The sequence below is a fragment of the Ferrimonas gelatinilytica genome (assembly GCF_039544205.1).
GTDB classification, from domain to species: domain Bacteria; phylum Pseudomonadota; class Gammaproteobacteria; order Enterobacterales; family Shewanellaceae; genus Ferrimonas; species Ferrimonas gelatinilytica.
Window position 1 is genome coordinate 1 of the sequence record NZ_BAABLF010000023.1, and the last position, 15,872, is coordinate 15,872.

At 55.8% G+C, this 15,872-nt stretch carries 13 protein-coding genes; all 13 read left to right on the top strand.

Features of this window, described 5'->3' with window-relative positions; all coding sequences use genetic code 11:
* Positions 1-157, top strand: a 157-nt coding sequence (locus tag ABD997_RS12235; protein ID WP_486322302.1) for an EF-Tu C-terminal domain-related protein, incomplete at its 5' end; no start/stop codon positions are given.
* A gap of 235 nt (positions 158-392) precedes the next feature.
* Positions 393-764, top strand: coding sequence for a preprotein translocase subunit SecE (gene secE, locus ABD997_RS12240; protein WP_345317326.1), 372 nt, complete (start codon positions 393-395; stop codon positions 762-764).
* Positions 765-769: 5 nt separating this feature from the next.
* A complete protein-coding gene (gene nusG / locus ABD997_RS12245; RefSeq protein WP_345317328.1) occupies positions 770-1,315 on the top strand; it encodes a transcription termination/antitermination protein NusG in 546 nt (181 codons plus the stop codon).
* A gap of 120 nt (positions 1,316-1,435) precedes the next feature.
* Positions 1,436-1,864, top strand: coding sequence for a 50S ribosomal protein L11 (rplK, locus tag ABD997_RS12250; RefSeq protein WP_345317329.1), 429 nt, complete (start codon positions 1,436-1,438; stop codon positions 1,862-1,864).
* Positions 1,865-1,868: 4 nt separating this feature from the next.
* Positions 1,869-2,570 (top strand): 50S ribosomal protein L1, encoded by a 702-nt coding sequence (gene rplA / locus ABD997_RS12255; RefSeq protein WP_345317331.1) that lies wholly within the window; start codon positions 1,869-1,871, stop codon positions 2,568-2,570.
* Between the two features lie 265 nt (positions 2,571-2,835).
* Positions 2,836-3,339: a 50S ribosomal protein L10 gene (gene rplJ / locus ABD997_RS12260; RefSeq protein ID WP_345317333.1), complete on the top strand. Its 504-nt coding sequence runs from the start codon at positions 2,836-2,838 to the stop codon at positions 3,337-3,339.
* Between the two features lie 48 nt (positions 3,340-3,387).
* Positions 3,388-3,753, top strand: a complete 366-nt coding sequence (rplL, locus tag ABD997_RS12265) for a 50S ribosomal protein L7/L12 (RefSeq protein ID WP_345317334.1) — start codon at positions 3,388-3,390, stop codon at positions 3,751-3,753.
* A gap of 224 nt (positions 3,754-3,977) precedes the next feature.
* Complete coding sequence (gene rpoB, locus ABD997_RS12270) at positions 3,978-8,003, top strand: DNA-directed RNA polymerase subunit beta (RefSeq protein WP_345317336.1); 4,026 nt, start codon at positions 3,978-3,980, stop codon at positions 8,001-8,003.
* A gap of 91 nt (positions 8,004-8,094) precedes the next feature.
* Positions 8,095-12,303 carry a DNA-directed RNA polymerase subunit beta' gene (gene rpoC / locus ABD997_RS12275; RefSeq protein WP_345317338.1) on the top strand — a complete coding sequence of 1,403 codons (4,209 nt, stop codon included), beginning with the start codon at positions 8,095-8,097 and terminating at the stop codon, positions 12,301-12,303.
* A 208-nt stretch (positions 12,304-12,511) separates the two neighbouring features.
* Positions 12,512-12,886 carry a 30S ribosomal protein S12 gene (rpsL, locus tag ABD997_RS12280; protein ID WP_067666107.1) on the top strand — a complete coding sequence of 125 codons (375 nt, stop codon included), beginning with the start codon at positions 12,512-12,514 and terminating at the stop codon, positions 12,884-12,886.
* 83 nt (positions 12,887-12,969) lie between these two features.
* Positions 12,970-13,440 carry a 30S ribosomal protein S7 gene (gene rpsG, locus ABD997_RS12285; RefSeq protein ID WP_345317340.1) on the top strand — a complete coding sequence of 157 codons (471 nt, stop codon included), beginning with the start codon at positions 12,970-12,972 and terminating at the stop codon, positions 13,438-13,440.
* A gap of 116 nt (positions 13,441-13,556) precedes the next feature.
* Entirely contained in the window at positions 13,557-15,656 is a 2,100-nt protein-coding gene (fusA, locus tag ABD997_RS12290; RefSeq protein ID WP_345317341.1) for an elongation factor G, read from the top strand.
* Between the two features lie 84 nt (positions 15,657-15,740).
* The coding region (locus tag ABD997_RS12295; protein ID WP_345317290.1) for a GTP-binding protein at positions 15,741-15,872 on the top strand (132 nt) is incomplete at its 3' end.

Sequence of the window (15,872 nt, forward strand, 5' to 3'; positions counted from 1 at the left end):
GCTGCCGGAAGGTGTAGAGATGGTAATGCCGGGTGACAACATCCAGATGGAAGTTACCCTGATCGCGCCGATCGCGATGGAAGAAGGCCTGCGTTTCGCTATCCGCGAGGGTGGCCGTACCGTAGGTGCTGGTGTTGTAGCGACCATCGTTGAGTAATCATCAGGCAGCGATTGGCTGTCGGATGGAGAAAAGGGTGCCTTGCGGCACCCTTTTTGCTGAACAAGTGTTCATCCCGCTTGTCAGCACCTGGCGGAATGAATAAAATCTAGGGCTACTTTTTTGCCGGTCGGCGGTCCTGGAATAGGGCGGTCCTTTTTTGCTGCCGGCGTGGACCAGACATTGGGCGAACTTTTCGCCTCAAGAGCACAGACTCGGATACGGGATTGTAGTAATGAGTACCAACACTGAACACCAAGGCAGCTCCATGGACACTCTGAAGTGGGGTCTGGTTGCAATCATTCTTGCGGCCGCCGTGGTTGGCAACCAATATTTCGATACGGTCTCTGTGCTGTATCGGGCGCTAGGCGTAGTCGTCGCGATTGCCGTAGCGCTGTTTATCGCTGCCTCGACTGAAAAAGGGAAGGCGGCGTGGGCTTTCGCCCAAGAATCCCGTCTTGAAGTGCGCAAGGTGGTCTGGCCGACGCGTCAAGAAACCATTCAGACCACGCTGATCGTACTGGCCGTCACGGCCCTGGTGGCTTTCGCCATCTGGCTGCTGGACATGGGCCTGGTATGGATCGTTAACCTGATCACTGGGGTATAACTTTAATGTCCGAACAACCGAAAATGCGTTGGTACGTGGTGCAGGCTTTTTCCGGTTTTGAGTCCCGTGTGGCTAAAACCCTGAAAGAGCACATTAAAATGCATGAGATGGAACAGTACTTCGGTGAAGTGCTGGTTCCGACCGAAGAGGTCGTAGAGATGCGTGCCGGCCAACGTCGAAAGAGCGAGCGCAAGTTCTTTCCTGGCTACGTCTTGGTGCAGATGGTCATGAATGACGAATCCTGGCATCTGGTTCGTAATACGCCTCGGGTGATGGGCTTTATCGGCGGAACCTCGGACCGTCCAGCCCCGATCTCCGAAAAGGAAGCCAACGCGATCCTGAACCGGTTGGAAGAGAGCGCGGAGTCTCCCCGTCACCGTACCCTGTTTGAACCTGGCGAGGTGGTGCGCGTTAATGATGGTCCGTTCGCCGACTTTAACGGTACCGTGGAAGAGGTCGATTACGAGAAGTCTCGCGTCAAGGTGTCTGTCATGATCTTTGGCCGCTCTACCCCGGTGGAGCTGGACTTCGGACAGGTTGAGAAGGCCTGATCAAAGTTTCGTCAATTAAGGTTTGTCGAGAGGCGGTGGATTTGTATATAATTCGCCGCCCCTTTTTTCCCGGGGAGTCTGGCTTTGTCAGACGCTTGAACCCAAATGAGGTAATTTACAATGGCTAAGAAAGTCCAAGCTTACATCAAGCTGCAAGTTGCAGCTGGTGCAGCTAACCCGTCTCCGCCGGTCGGTCCGGCGCTGGGTCAGCACGGTGTTAACATCATGGAATTCTGTAAGGCGTTTAACGCCCGTACAGACAAGCTCGAAAAAGGCCTGCCGATCCCGGTTGTCATCACCGTATACGCCGATCGCTCCTTCACTTTCGTGACCAAGACTCCGCCGGCCTCCGTTCTGCTGAAAAAAGCAGCGGGCATCAAGTCCGGCTCCGGTCGTCCGAATACCGAGAAGGTTGGCAAGGTAACCCTGGCTCAGGTGAAAGAGATCGCCGAGACCAAGGCTGCTGACATGACTGGTGCGGATGTCGATGCTATGGCTCGCTCCATCGCTGGTACTGCCCGTTCCATGGGCCTGGTAGTGGAGGACTAATATCATGGCAAAGATCTCTAAGCGTATGCGCGTTATCCGCGAGAAAGTTGATGCTACTCGCGAGTACGAAATCAATGAAGCCGTTTCCCTGCTCAAGGAGCTGGCTACTGCCAAGTTCGTTGAGTCCGTTGACGTTGCTGTTAACCTGGGTATCGACGCCCGTAAATCCGACCAAAACGTCCGTGGTGCTACTGTACTGCCGCACGGTACTGGTCGTGACGTGCGCGTTGCTGTCTTTACTCAAGGTGCCAACGCCGATGCCGCTAAAGAAGCCGGTGCCGACCTGATTGGGATGGATGAGCTGGCTGCCCAAGTGAAAGCTGGCGAAATGAACTTCGACGTGGTTATTGCCTCTCCTGATGCAATGCGCGTTGTTGGTCAGCTGGGTCAGATCCTGGGCCCGCGTGGCCTGATGCCGAACCCGAAGACCGGTACCGTGACTCCGAACGTTGCTGAAGCGGTTAAAAACGCCAAGGCGGGTCAGGTTCGCTACCGTAACGACAAAAACGGCATCATCCATACCACTATCGGTAAGGTTGATTTCGACGCTGACAAGCTGAAAGGCAACCTGGAAGCCCTGCTGGTGGCCCTGAAGAAGGCTAAGCCGGCTTCTGCCAAAGGTACTTTCGTTAAGAAAGTGACCATCTCCACCACCATGGGTGCAGGTGTTGCGGTTGACCAGGCTAGCCTGGAAGCCCAAGCTTAATAGCATTTACAGGGCGCAGGGTTGTCTGTATAATTTTGCGCCCTATAGGTCGAGGCTTGTTCTGCTTTAGCAGGGTGAGCTTTCGTCCGAGACCGTAGGTGAAAGTGGTCATTTTTGTGGCGCTTTCTTAATACAGCCTACGTAGACGGTGTTGGACCTAAAGAAGAATTCTCTTCTTCTGGAAACTCCCCACCGTGTTGGTTCCCCGTTAGGGGTTTTTAGTTTCTAGGCGTGAGCCTAGGTGGAATCCAGGAGTGAAAGCCCAATGGCACTAAACCTCGAAGGCAAGAAAGCAATTGTTGCTGAAGTCAACGAAGCTGCCAAAGGTGCTCTGTCTGCCGTCGTCGCTGATTCTCGCGGCGTAACCGTAGGCAGCATGACCGCTCTGCGTAAGCAAGCTCGTGAAGCTGGTGTTGTTATGCGCGTTGTGCGTAACACCCTGGCCAAGCGTGCTGTTGAAGGTACCGATTTCGAGTGCCTGAGCGACGCATTTGTTGGTCCGACTCTGATCGCCTTTTCCCAGGAACATCCTGGTGCCGCGGCTCGTCTGTTTAAAGACTTTGCCAAAGCCGAGAAAGCGTTTGAAGTCAAAGCACTGGCGTACGAAGGGGAGTTGATCCCTGCCGAGCAAATTGACCGTCTGGCGAAGCTGCCGACTTACGACGAAGCTATTGCACAGCTGATGATGACCATGAAGGAAGCATCTGCTGGCAAGCTGGTTCGTACTCTGGCTGCTCTGCGCGACCAAAAAGAAGAGCAAGCTGCCTAATTCAGGCTGCTGCTTAAACTTTTACAGTAAATTTTAGGATTGTTAGTAATGTCTATCACCAAAGACCAAATCATCGAAGCCGTAGCTGAAATGTCCGTAATGGACGTAGTTGAGCTGATCGAAGCTATGGAAGAGAAGTTCGGCGTTTCCGCCGCTGCTGCTGTTGTAGCTGGCGCTGGCGAAGCTGCTGCTGTTGAAGAAAAGACTGAGTTTGACGTTGTTCTGACCGACGCTGGCTCTAACAAAGTTGCTGCTATTAAAGCCGTTCGCGGCGCCACCGGCCTGGGCCTGAAAGAAGCCAAGGCTATGGTTGAGTCTGCTCCGGTTGCTATCAAAGAAGCCGTTGCCAAAGACGAAGCTGAAGGTCTGCAGAAGCAACTGGAAGAAGCCGGCTGTAAAGTTGAGCTTAAGTAAGCTATCTTCTAGCTTACACACCTGATTTCGGTCAGGTTGGGCTGGTGGTTAAAAAACCACCGGCCCTTTTGCGCTATAAGCGCTAGCAACCTCCTCCCGGAGGTTGCCACCTTTCTTGGAACGCGGGCCTGGCAGAGATTATTGGTTAGGTTCTTGCGAAAATAAGGGCGAAATCACTGCTTTGCAGCGATTTTCGAGTCTCCAATCACGAGCAGAGGAACCACATGGTTTACTCCGATTTCGAGAAAAAACGCATCCGCAAGGATTTTGGCAAGCGTCCTAAGGTCATCGATGTACCTTACCTGCTTTCTATCCAGCTGGACTCGTTCCAAAACTTCCTGATTCAGGATCCGGAAGGCGAGCGTGGCCTTGAAGCCGCATTCCGCAGTGTCTTTCCGATTAAAAGCTTCTCTGGTTACGCTGAACTGCAATATGTCAGCTACAAGCTTGGCGAGCCGGTATTTGACGTTAAAGAGTGTCAGATCCGCGGCGTAACTTATTCCGCTCCGCTGCGCGTAAAACTGCGCATGGTCTTGATGGACAAGGAAAACGGCGGCGCCGTTAAGGACATCAAGGAGCAGGAAGTCTACATGGGCGATATCCCGCTCATGACTGAAAACGGTACCTTTGTCATCAACGGTACCGAGCGTGTCATCGTTTCCCAGCTGCACCGCAGCCCGGGTGTGTTCTTCGACCACGACCGTGGTAAGACCCACTCTTCCGGGAAAGTGCTCTACAACGCACGTGTCATCCCTTACCGCGGCTCCTGGCTGGACTTCGAGTTCGATCCCAAGGACAACCTGTTTGTCCGTATCGACCGTCGTCGCAAGCTGCCCTCGTCCATTATTCTGCGCGCCCTGGGTTACTCCACCCAGGAGATCCTGGATATGTTCTTCGACAAGGTTGATTTCAGCCTGAAGAAGGACAAGCTGGTTATGGAATTGGTACCGGATCGTCTGCGTGGCGAGACAGCGGTATTCGACATCAAGGACAACGATGGCAATGTGCTGGTGGAAACCGGCCGTCGCATTACTGCCCGTCATATCCGTCAATTGGAGAAAGGCGGTGTCAGCCAACTGGAAGTGCCGGTTGAGTACCTGGTCGGCAAGACCGCTGCTCAGGACTACGTTGACGAGTCCACCGGTGAAATCGTGGTGGCGGCGAACCAAGAACTTTCCCTGGAAGATGTGGCCAAATTGTCCCAGGCCGGGATCAAGGTTTTCCAGACGTTGTACACCAACGAGCTGGATAATGGGCCCTACATGTCCACCACCTTGCGCGTGGACTCCACCAGTGACCGGATGGAAGCGCTGGTTGAGATCTACCGCATGATGCGTCCGGGCGAGCCGCCGACCCGCGATGCCGCCGAAGCGCTGTTCCAGAATCTGTTCTTCTCAGAGGAGCGGTATGATCTGTCGACCGTAGGTCGGATGAAGTTCAACCGCCGTCTCGGCCGTGCAGAGTCCACGGGTGCCGGGATCCTGGAGAAGGAAGACATCGTTGACGTAATGCGTAAGATCATCGAGATCCGCAACGGCAACGACGACGTCGATGATATCGATCACCTGGGTAACCGTCGTATTCGCTCGGTTGGTGAGATGGCCGAAAACCAGTTCCGCGTGGGTCTGGTTCGGGTTGAGCGCGCCGTGCGCGAACGTCTCTCTCTGGGCGATCTGGACAGTCTGATGCCTCAGGACCTGATCAACGCCAAGCCGATCTCGGCAGCGGTGAAAGAGTTCTTTGGTTCCTCCCAGCTGTCCCAGTTTATGGATCAGAACAACCCGCTTTCCGAAGTGACCCACAAGCGCCGGATCTCCGCGCTGGGCCCCGGCGGTCTGACCCGCGAGCGTGCCGGCTTCGAAGTTCGAGACGTGCACCCGACGCACTATGGCCGTCTGTGCCCAATCGAAACGCCTGAAGGTCCGAACATCGGTCTGATCAACTCCCTGGCGACTTTTGCCCGTACTAATGAGTACGGCTTCCTCGAGACCCCGTATCGTCGTGTCGATAACGGTCTTGTGACCGAAGAGGTCGAGTACCTCTCCGCCATCGAGGAGGGCAACTATGTCGTGGCCCAGGCCAATGCCCCGGTTGATGACAAAGGCATGCTGGTCGAAGAGCTGATCCCGGCCCGCCATAAAGGTGAGTCGACCTTCGTTTCTGCCGAGCAGGTCCAGTACATGGACGTCTCTCCGCAGCAGATCATCTCCGTTGCGGCGTCCCTGATCCCCTTCCTTGAGCACGATGATGCTAACCGGGCCCTGATGGGTGCCAACATGCAACGTCAGGCGGTGCCGACTCTGAAAGCGGACAAGCCGCTGGTGGGTACCGGTATTGAGCGTGCGGTTGCTGTCGACTCTGGCGTAACTGTCGTGGCCAAGCGTGGTGGTGTCGTCGATTATGTCGATGCGTCCCGTATTGTTGTTAAGGTGAACGAGTCCGAGCTCACTGCCGGTGAAGCCGGTATCGACATCTACAACCTGACTAAGTACACCCGTTCCAACCAGAACACCTGCATTAACCAGCGTCCGGTTTGTGCCATTGGTGAGCCGGTAACTCGCGGTGACGTTCTGGCCGATGGCCCGTCCACCGATCTGGGTGACCTGGCACTGGGTCAGAACTTACGCGTCGCGTTCATGACCTGGAACGGTTACAACTTCGAGGATTCCATCCTGCTGTCCGAGCGCGTGGTTCAGGAAGATCGCCTGACCACCATTCACATCCAGGAACTGTCCTGTATTGCTCGTGATACCAAGCTGGGGCCGGAGGAGATCACCGCAGATATCCCGAATGTGGGTGAGTCTGCGCTCTCCAAGCTGGATGAGTCCGGTATCGTCTACGTGGGTGCCGAGATGCAGCCGGGGGATATCCTGGTCGGTAAGGTAACGCCTAAGGGCGAGACCCAGTTGACTCCCGAGGAGAAGCTGCTGCGTGCCATCTTTGGTGAGAAGGCGTCCGATGTGAAGGACTCCTCTCTGCGTGTGCCGAACTCTGTGTACGGCACCGTGATCGACGTACAGGTCTTTACCCGCGATGGTGTGGAGAAGGACAAGCGTGCTGTCGATATCGAGAACATGCAACTGCGCGATGCCAAGAAGGACCTGACCGAAGAGTTCAGCATCCTTGAAAACGGCGTCTATAACCGTGCTCGCACTCTGCTGCTGGGTGCCGGCTTTACCGAAGCTCAGTTGGACAAGCTGGCCCGTGAAAAGTGGCTGGAACAGCCGCTGGACGACGAAGGCAAGCAGACCGAACTGGAGCAACTGGCCGACCAGTACGAAGAACTCAAAGCTGAGTTCGATAAGAAGTTTGAGAACAAGCGTCGCAAGATTACCCAAGGGGATGATCTGGCACCGGGTGTACTGAAGATCGTTAAGGTTTACCTGGCAGTAAAACGCCGTATCCAGCCGGGCGATAAGATGGCCGGTCGTCACGGGAACAAGGGTGTGATTTCCACCATCGTTCCTGTTGAGGACATGCCGCACGACGAGAACGGCGTGCCGGTGGACATCGTGCTCAACCCGCTGGGTGTACCTTCCCGAATGAACATCGGTCAGATCCTCGAGGTTCACATGGGGATGGCGGCCAAGGGGATTGGTGACAAGATCAACACCATGCTGGAAGAGCAGCGTAAGGTTGAGGAACTGCGTGGTTTCATGCAGAAAGCCTACGATCTTGGCAACAGCCAGCAGAAGGTCGATCTGTCTACCTTCTCCGATGCGGAAGTGAAGCGCCTTGCCAGTAACCTCAAGGGCGGTCTGCCGATGGCGACCCCGGCCTTTGACGGTGCTGTTGAGTCCGAAATCAAGGATATGCTGCGTTTGGCCGACCTGCCGGATTCGGGTCAGTTCACCCTGTACGATGGCCGTACCGGCAACGCTTTCGAGCGTCCGGTCACTGTCGGTTACATGTACATGCTGAAGCTGAACCACCTGGTGGACGACAAGATGCACGCCCGTTCCACTGGCTCCTACAGCCTGGTTACCCAGCAGCCGCTGGGTGGTAAGGCTCAGTTTGGTGGCCAGCGCTTCGGTGAGATGGAAGTGTGGGCCCTGCAGGCCTACGGCGCGGCCTACACCCTGCAGGAGATGCTCACCGTGAAGTCGGATGACGTAAACGGCCGGACCCAGATGTACAAGAACATCGTGGACGGCAATTACGCCATGCAGCCGGGTCTGCCGGAGTCCTTCAACGTTGTGTTGAAAGAGATCCGCTCCCTGGGCATCAACATCGAGTTGGATCAGGAATAACCGTCCGCCGCATTTTAATGCGGAAGGCTAACGGTCGTGTGCCCCACCTTGGGGTGGGGCACATGAATAGAAACCTCCTTGGGAGACGATCGTGAAAGACTTACTTCAGTTTCTAAAGAAACAGAATACGTCCGAAGAATTTAACGGCATCAAGATCGGTCTGGCCTCGCCGGACATGATCCGCAGCTGGTCTTTCGGCGAAGTGAAAAAGCCGGAGACCATCAACTACCGTACCTTCAAGCCGGAGCGTGACGGCCTGTTCTGTGCGCGCATCTTCGGTCCGGTGAAGGATTACGAGTGTCTGTGTGGCAAGTACAAGCGCCTCAAGCACCGTGGTGTGATCTGTGAGAAGTGCGGCGTTGAAGTGACTCAAACCAAAGTGCGTCGTGAGCGCATGGGTCACATTGAACTGGCTTCTCCGGTTGCACATATCTGGTTCCTGAAGTCCCTGCCGTCCCGTATCGGGCTGCTGCTGGACATGACCCTGCGTGATATCGAGCGCGTGCTCTACTTTGAGAGCTATGTGGTGATCGAGCCGGGCATGACTGCCCTGGAGCGCGGCCAGATGCTGACCGAGGAAGAGTACCTCGATGCACTGGAAGAGCATGGTGACGAGTTCGATGCCCGTATGGGTGCCGAAGCGGTTAAAGAGCTGCTCAAAGAGATCGATCTGGAAAGCGAAATCGCCCAGATGCGTGAAGAGCTGCCCCAGACCAACTCAGAAACTAAGCGCAAGAAGATCACCAAGCGACTTAAGTTGATGGAAGCATTCTACCACTCTGGTAACAAGCCTGAGTGGATGATCATGGGTGTCCTGCCAGTTCTGCCGCCGGACCTGCGTCCGCTGGTACCACTGGATGGCGGCCGCTTTGCGACCTCAGATCTGAACGATCTGTACCGCCGGGTGATCAACCGTAACAACCGTCTGAAGCGCCTGCTGGATCTGGCAGCCCCGGACATCATCGTGCGGAACGAAAAGCGGATGCTGCAGGAATCTGTGGATGCGCTGTTGGATAACGGCCGTCGTGGCCGCGCCATTACTGGCTCCAACCGTCGCCCGCTGAAGTCCCTGGCTGACATGATTAAAGGTAAGCAGGGTCGCTTCCGTCAGAACCTTCTGGGTAAGCGCGTCGACTACTCCGGCCGTTCCGTGATCACTGTGGGTCCGACTCTGCGTCTGCACCAGTGTGGTCTGCCGAAGAAGATGGCCCTGGAGCTGTTCAAGCCTTTCATCTACGGCAAGCTGGAAGCCCGTGGTCTGGCGACCACCATCAAGGCTGCCAAGAAGATGGTTGAGCGTGAAGTGGCCGAGGTCTGGGACGTTCTGGACGAAGTGATCCGTGAACACCCGGTGATGCTGAATCGTGCACCGACCCTGCACCGTCTCGGTATCCAGGCGTTTGAGCCTGTCCTGATTGAAGGTAAGGCGATCCAGCTGCACCCGCTGGTGTGTGCCGCCTATAACGCTGACTTCGATGGTGACCAGATGGCGGTTCACGTACCGCTGACCCTGGAAGCACAGCTCGAAGCCCGTGCCCTGATGATGTCCACCAACAACATCCTGTCGCCGGCCTCCGGTGATCCGGTGATCACCCCGTCCCAGGACGTGGTGCTGGGTCTGTATTACATGACCCGGGAAAAGATCAACGCCAAGGGTGAGGGTATGGTGCTGGCCTCCGTGGCCGAGGCAGAAAAGGTGTACCGGACCGGTGATGCTGAACTGCACGCCCGCGTTAAAGTACGGATCAACGACAGCTGGAAGGATGAAGAGGGTAATCTGGTCGAAGAGACCAAGATCATCGACACCACCATCGGTCGTGCCATTCTCTCCATGATCCTGCCGAAGGGCCTTCCCTTCGAGATGATCAACCAGGACATGGGTAAGAAGCCGATCTCCAACGTGCTGAACCAGTGCTACCGGATCTGTGGTCTGAAAGACACCGTGATCTTCGCTGACCAACTGATGTACACCGGCTTTGCGTACGCCACCGTTTCCGGTACCTCCGTAGGTATCAACGACATGGTGATCCCGGATGCGAAGAAAGAGATCGTTGAGTCTGCCGAAGAAGAGGTGGCTGAGATCTCCGAGCAGTTCCAGGCAGGTCTTGTGACTGCCGGTGAACGCTACAACAAGGTTATCGACATCTGGGCCAGCGCCAACGAGAAAGTCTCCAAGGCGATGATGGATAACCTCTCCGTCGACACCGTGATCAATCGCGATGGCGAAGAGGAGGAGCAGAAATCCTTCAACAGCATCTACATGATGGCCGACTCCGGCGCGCGCGGTAGTGCTGCTCAGATCCGTCAGTTGGCCGGTATGCGTGGCTTGATGGCGAAGCCGGACGGCTCCATCATCGAGACCCCGATTGTGGCCAACTTCCGTGAAGGTCTGAACGTACTCCAGTACTTCATCTCCACCCACGGTGCTCGTAAGGGTCTGGCGGATACCGCTTTGAAGACCGCGAACTCCGGTTACCTGACCCGTCGTCTGGTTGACGTGTCTCAGGATCTGGTCGTGGTTGAAGCCGATTGTGGTAGCGAAGAGGGCCTGACCGTTAAGCCGCTGATCGAAGGTGGTGACGTGGTTGAGCCGCTGCGCGAGCGCGTGCTGGGCCGTGTTGTTGCTGTGGATGTGATCAAGCCTGGTACAGAAGATGAAGTGCTGATCCCGCGTAACACTCTGCTCGATGAGAAGTGGTGTGACGTGGTAGAGAGCAACTCCATCGATGAGATGGTGGTGCGCTCTGTGATCACCTGTAAGACCGACTTCGGTGTGTGTGCGAACTGCTATGGCCGTGATTTGGCCCGCGGTCACATGGTTGCCGAAGGCGAGTCCATCGGGGTTGTGGCGGCACAGTCCATTGGTGAGCCGGGTACCCAGCTTACCATGCGTACCTTCCACATTGGTGGTGCGGCTTCCCGTGCGTCTGCCGAGTCCAGCGTTCAGGTTAAGAACGCCGGCTCCCTGAAGCTGCACAACGAGAAGTACGTGATTAACGCCGATGGTAAGATCGTGGTGGTCTCCCGTTCTACCGAGCTGGCCGTTATTGACGAACTGGGCCGTGAGAAGGAGCGTTACAAGCTGCCTTACGGTGCGGTGCTGGAGCAGATGGAAGGCGGTGCCGTGAGCGCTGGCGATATCGTTGCCAATTGGGACCCCCACACTCACCCCATCATTACCGAGGTGGAAGGTCGCGTGAAGTTCGTCGATATGATCGACGGCGTCACCATGAAGAAGGAGACCGACGAGCTGACCGGTCTCTCCAGCATCGTGGTTCTCGACCCGGCTCAACGTCCTACTGCGGGTAAAGAGATGCGCCCGATGGTGAAGCTGGTGGATGCGTCCGGTAAGGACATCCTGATCCCGGGCACTGAAGTCGCGGCTCAGTACTTCCTGGGCGGTAACGCCATCGTGAACCTGGAAGACGGCGCCGAGGTGAAAGTGGGTGACGCGGTTGCGCGTATCCCGCAGGAATCCGGTGGTACTAAGGATATTACCGGTGGTCTGCCGCGGGTTGCTGACCTGTTTGAAGCCCGTAAGCCGAAAGAGCCGGCTATCCTGGCGGAAGTCACCGGGACCATCTCCTTCGGTAAAGAGACCAAGGGTAAGCGCCGTCTGGTGATTACCCCGCACGATGGGGCTCAGCCTTACGAGGAGATGATCCCGAAATGGCGTAACCTGAACGTCTTTGAGGGTGAGAAAGTTGAGAAGGGCGAAGTGATCGCGGACGGCCCGGAAGCGCCGCACGACATCCTCCGCTTGCGTGGCATCCACGCCGTGGCCAACTACATCGTCAACGAAGTGCAGGACGTTTACCGACTGCAGGGCGTTAAGATCAACGACAAGCACATCGAAGTGGTTATCCGCCAGATGCTGCGTAAGTGCATCATTGTCGACGGCGGTGACACCGAGTTCCTGCCCGGCGAGCAGGCTGAGGTGGCACGGGTCAACCAGGCGAACCGTAACCTGGAAGAGGGCAAGCGCCCGGCGACTTATGAGCGCGAGCTGTTGGGGATCACCAAGGCGTCCTTGGCGACCGAATCCTTCATCTCGGCGGCCTCCTTCCAGGAGACAACCCGCGTGCTGACCGATGCTGCCACTTACGGCAAGCGCGATGACCTGCGGGGCCTGAAGGAGAACGTGACTGTGGGTCGTCTGATCCCGGCGGGTACCGGTTACGCCTACCATCGTAAGCGTCAGCAGGAAGCCAAGTCCGAGGGTGCGCCAACGGTGACCGCATCCGAAGCAGAGCAAAATCTGGCGGATCTGCTCAACGCCTCCATTACTGACAAGCAGTAATCGAAGAAAGCACTTTAAAAAGGCACCTTCGGGTGCCTTTTTTGTTAAATCCTATCGCCAGCCCTGACGAACTTGCTCGTCAGGGCTGGCTAATTCTTGACACGTAACCTAGGGGTGCTTAAAATTTCGCGCCCCCCGTATGTGGGGGTAGATTTTTCGCACCTAAAACTGAGTTACTGAGTCGTTTTCAGTCAATCAGGAGTAATGAATGGCTACTGTTAATCAGCTGGTACGTAAGCCGCGTAAGGACAAGGTTCAAAAGACCAACGTTCCTGCTCTGGCCGCGTGCCCACAAAAGCGTGGTGTTTGTACTCGCGTATACACCACTACCCCGAAGAAGCCGAACTCTGCACTGCGTAAAGTGTGCCGAGTTCGTCTGACCAACGGTTTTGAAGTCACCTCCTACATCGGCGGTGAAGGTCACAACCTGCAAGAGCACTCCGTAGTGCTGATCCGCGGCGGTCGTGTAAAAGACCTCCCGGGTGTTCGCTACCACACCGTTCGCGGTGCACTGGATACCGCTGGCGTGAGCGATCGTCGTCAAGGTCGTTCCAAGTACGGTGCTAAGCGTCCTAAGTCTTAATGGTTCTCCGTTAAGTAAGGCCAAACCTTTTTAAATTGTTAAATCCTGTTTTGGATTAACCTGAAGATAATCGGAGAAATCCCATGCCAAGACGTCGCGTCGTAGGTCAACGTAAAATTCTGCCGGATCCTAAGTTCGGATCTGAGCTGCTGGCGAAATTCGTCAACGTAGTAATGCTGGACGGTAAGAAGTCCACTGCCGAGAAGATCATCTATGGTGGTCTGGAAGCTGCGTCTTCCAAGTCCGGCAAAGCAGAACTGGAAATTTTTGAAACTGCTCTGGATAACATTCGTCCGACCGTGGAAGTTAAGTCCCGCCGTGTAGGTGGCTCTACTTACCAGGTTCCGGTTGAAGTTCGTCCGGTGCGTCGTAACACCCTGGCCATGCGCTGGTTGGTGGAAGCGGCTCGTAAGCGTAGCGAAAAATCTATGGCTCTGCGCCTGGCAGGTGAACTGCTGGACGCGGCCGACAACAAAGGCACCGCGGTTAAGAAGCGTGAAGACGTTCACCGTATGGCCGAAGCGAACAAAGCGTTCGCTCATTACCGCTGGTAATGACCCCAAGGCGTGGCTCCTCGGAGCCGCGCCACTTTTGCGTTGTTTGTTGAACCAGGCAATGCAAACTCTGGAGCAATATCTGAAGCTTTTTGCCTCAGAAAGAGGAATTGATTGTGGCTCGTACGACCCCTATTGAGCGCTATCGCAATATTGGAATCTGTGCACACGTGGATGCGGGTAAGACCACCACCACTGAACGTGTACTGTTCTACACTGGCCTGTCACACAAGATCGGTGAAGTGCATGATGGCGCCGCCACCATGGACTGGATGGAGCAGGAGCAGGAGCGTGGTATCACCATCACCTCTGCTGCCACCACCACTTTCTGGCGCGGTATGGATGCTCAGTTTACCGAGCACCGTGTCAACATCATCGATACCCCCGGACACGTAGACTTCACCATTGAGGTGGAGCGCTCCTTACGTGTGCTGGATGGCGCTGTGGTAGTGTTCTGTGGTTCCTCCGGTGTTGAGCCGCAGTCAGAGACTGTATGGCGTCAAGCCGACAAATATCATGTCCCCCGCTTGGTGTTCGTCAATAAGATGGACCGAGCCGGCGCAGATTTCGATCGTGTCGTTGACCAAATCCGCAACCGTCTGGGTGCCACCTGCGTGCCTATCCAGATCAACGTGGGTGCCGAGGAGGAGTTCCGCGGCGTTATCGACCTGATCAAGATGAAATACATCAACTGGAACGAGGCCGATCAAGGCACCACGTTCACCTACCTGGATATCCCCGCGGAGTTGGCCGACAAGGCTGCCGAGATGCGAGAGGAACTGGTAGAAGCCGCCGCGGAAGCGAGCGACGAGTTGATGAATAAGTACCTGGATGAGGGCGAACTGTCCGAAGAAGAGATCAAGCAAGCTCTTCGTCAGCGTACTCTGAACAACGAGATTGTTCTGGCCACTTGTGGCTCAGCGTTTAAAAACAAAGGCGTTCAGGCTGTTCTCGACGCGGTGGTCGAGTACTTGCCCTCTCCGGTCGATGTACCGGCGATCAAGGGTGTGGATATGGACGACAATGAAACGTCCCGTTCTGCCGATGATGAAGCCCCGTTCTCAGCCCTGGCGTTTAAAATCGCCACCGACCCCTTTGTGGGCACCTTGACCTTTATGCGGGTCTACTCCGGGGTTGCTGAGACTGGCCAGGCGGTGTTCAACACCGTCAAGGGCAAGCGTGAGCGCTTTGGTCGTATGGTTCAGATGCACTCTAATGATCGTAAAGAGATCAAAGAGGTGCGTGCCGGCGATATCGCTGCTGCCATCGGCCTCAAAGATGTAACTACCGGTGATACGCTGTGCGATCCGGACCATAAAGTGGTCTTGGAGCGGATGGAGTTCCCGGAGCCGGTGATTCAGATCGCCGTTGAGCCGCGCACTAAAGCCGACCAAGAAAAAATGGGCATTGCCCTGGGCAAACTGGCCGCAGAAGACCCCTCCTTCCGCGTCGAAACGGATGACGAGTCCGGCCAGACCCTGATCTCTGGTATGGGTGAGTTGCATCTGGATATTATTGTCGACCGGATGAAGCGCGAGTTCAGCGTGGATTGTAACGTCGGCAAGCCTCAGGTGGCCTACCGCGAAACCATTCGTGGCACCACCGAGGTGGAAGGCAAGTTCGTACGCCAGTCTGGCGGTCGCGGCCAGTTTGGCCACGTCTGGCTGAAGCTGGAGCCCCGCGAATCGGGTACTGGATACGAATTCGTCAATGCAATTGTGGGCGGGGTGGTTCCGAAGGAATACATTCCGGCCGTAGATAAAGGTATCCAGGAGCAGATGGCGCAAGGTGTCCTCGCGGGCTTCCCTGTGCTTGACGTTAAGGTTACCTTGTTCGATGGTTCATTCCACGATGTGGACTCCAACGAAATGGCGTTTAAAATCGCCGCTTCCATGGGCTTCCGCAAAGGGGCTCTCGAGGCTTCCCCGGTGTTACTTGAACCGACCATGAAGGTTGAAGTAACGACGCCAGAAGACTGGATGGGGGATGTCGTTGGGGATCTGAACCGTCGACGTGGCGTGATTGAAGGAATGGATGACGGCGCTGCCGGTCTGAAAATCGTTCACGCCAAGGTGCCGCTGGCCGAAATGTTTGGCTATGCCACCGATTTGCGCTCTGCAACGCAGGGTCGTGCTTCCTACTCTATGGAGTTCAGTGAGTACGCCGAAGCGCCGCAGAACGTGGCGAAAGCCGTGATGGAAGCTCGTGGTTACTGATTGTCACTGAGCACAATCCATAATTCAGTTCGTTAACAGACTCGGTGCTTCGGGGCCGAGTCGCAAATTGAAAGGAAAGACGTCGTGTCTAAAGAAAAGTTTGAACGTACGAAACCGCACGTTAACGTTGGTACCATCGGCCACGTTGACCACGGTAAAACCACTCTGACCGCTGCGATCACCAACGTGCTGGCTAAGCACATGGGTGGTGAAGCC

Coding starts and splice junctions, on each gene's coding strand:
- secE (WP_345317326.1), top strand. CDS start 393: ATGAGTACCAACACTGAACACCAAGGCAGCTCCATGGACACTCTGAAG.
- nusG (WP_345317328.1), top strand. CDS start 770: ATGTCCGAACAACCGAAAATGCGTTGGTACGTGGTGCAGGCTTTTTCC.
- rplK (WP_345317329.1), top strand. CDS start 1,436: ATGGCTAAGAAAGTCCAAGCTTACATCAAGCTGCAAGTTGCAGCTGGT.
- rplA (WP_345317331.1), top strand. CDS start 1,869: ATGGCAAAGATCTCTAAGCGTATGCGCGTTATCCGCGAGAAAGTTGAT.
- rplJ (WP_345317333.1), top strand. CDS start 2,836: ATGGCACTAAACCTCGAAGGCAAGAAAGCAATTGTTGCTGAAGTCAAC.
- rplL (WP_345317334.1), top strand. CDS start 3,388: ATGTCTATCACCAAAGACCAAATCATCGAAGCCGTAGCTGAAATGTCC.
- rpoB (WP_345317336.1), top strand. CDS start 3,978: ATGGTTTACTCCGATTTCGAGAAAAAACGCATCCGCAAGGATTTTGGC.
- rpsL (WP_067666107.1), top strand. CDS start 12,512: ATGGCTACTGTTAATCAGCTGGTACGTAAGCCGCGTAAGGACAAGGTT.
- rpsG (WP_345317340.1), top strand. CDS start 12,970: ATGCCAAGACGTCGCGTCGTAGGTCAACGTAAAATTCTGCCGGATCCT.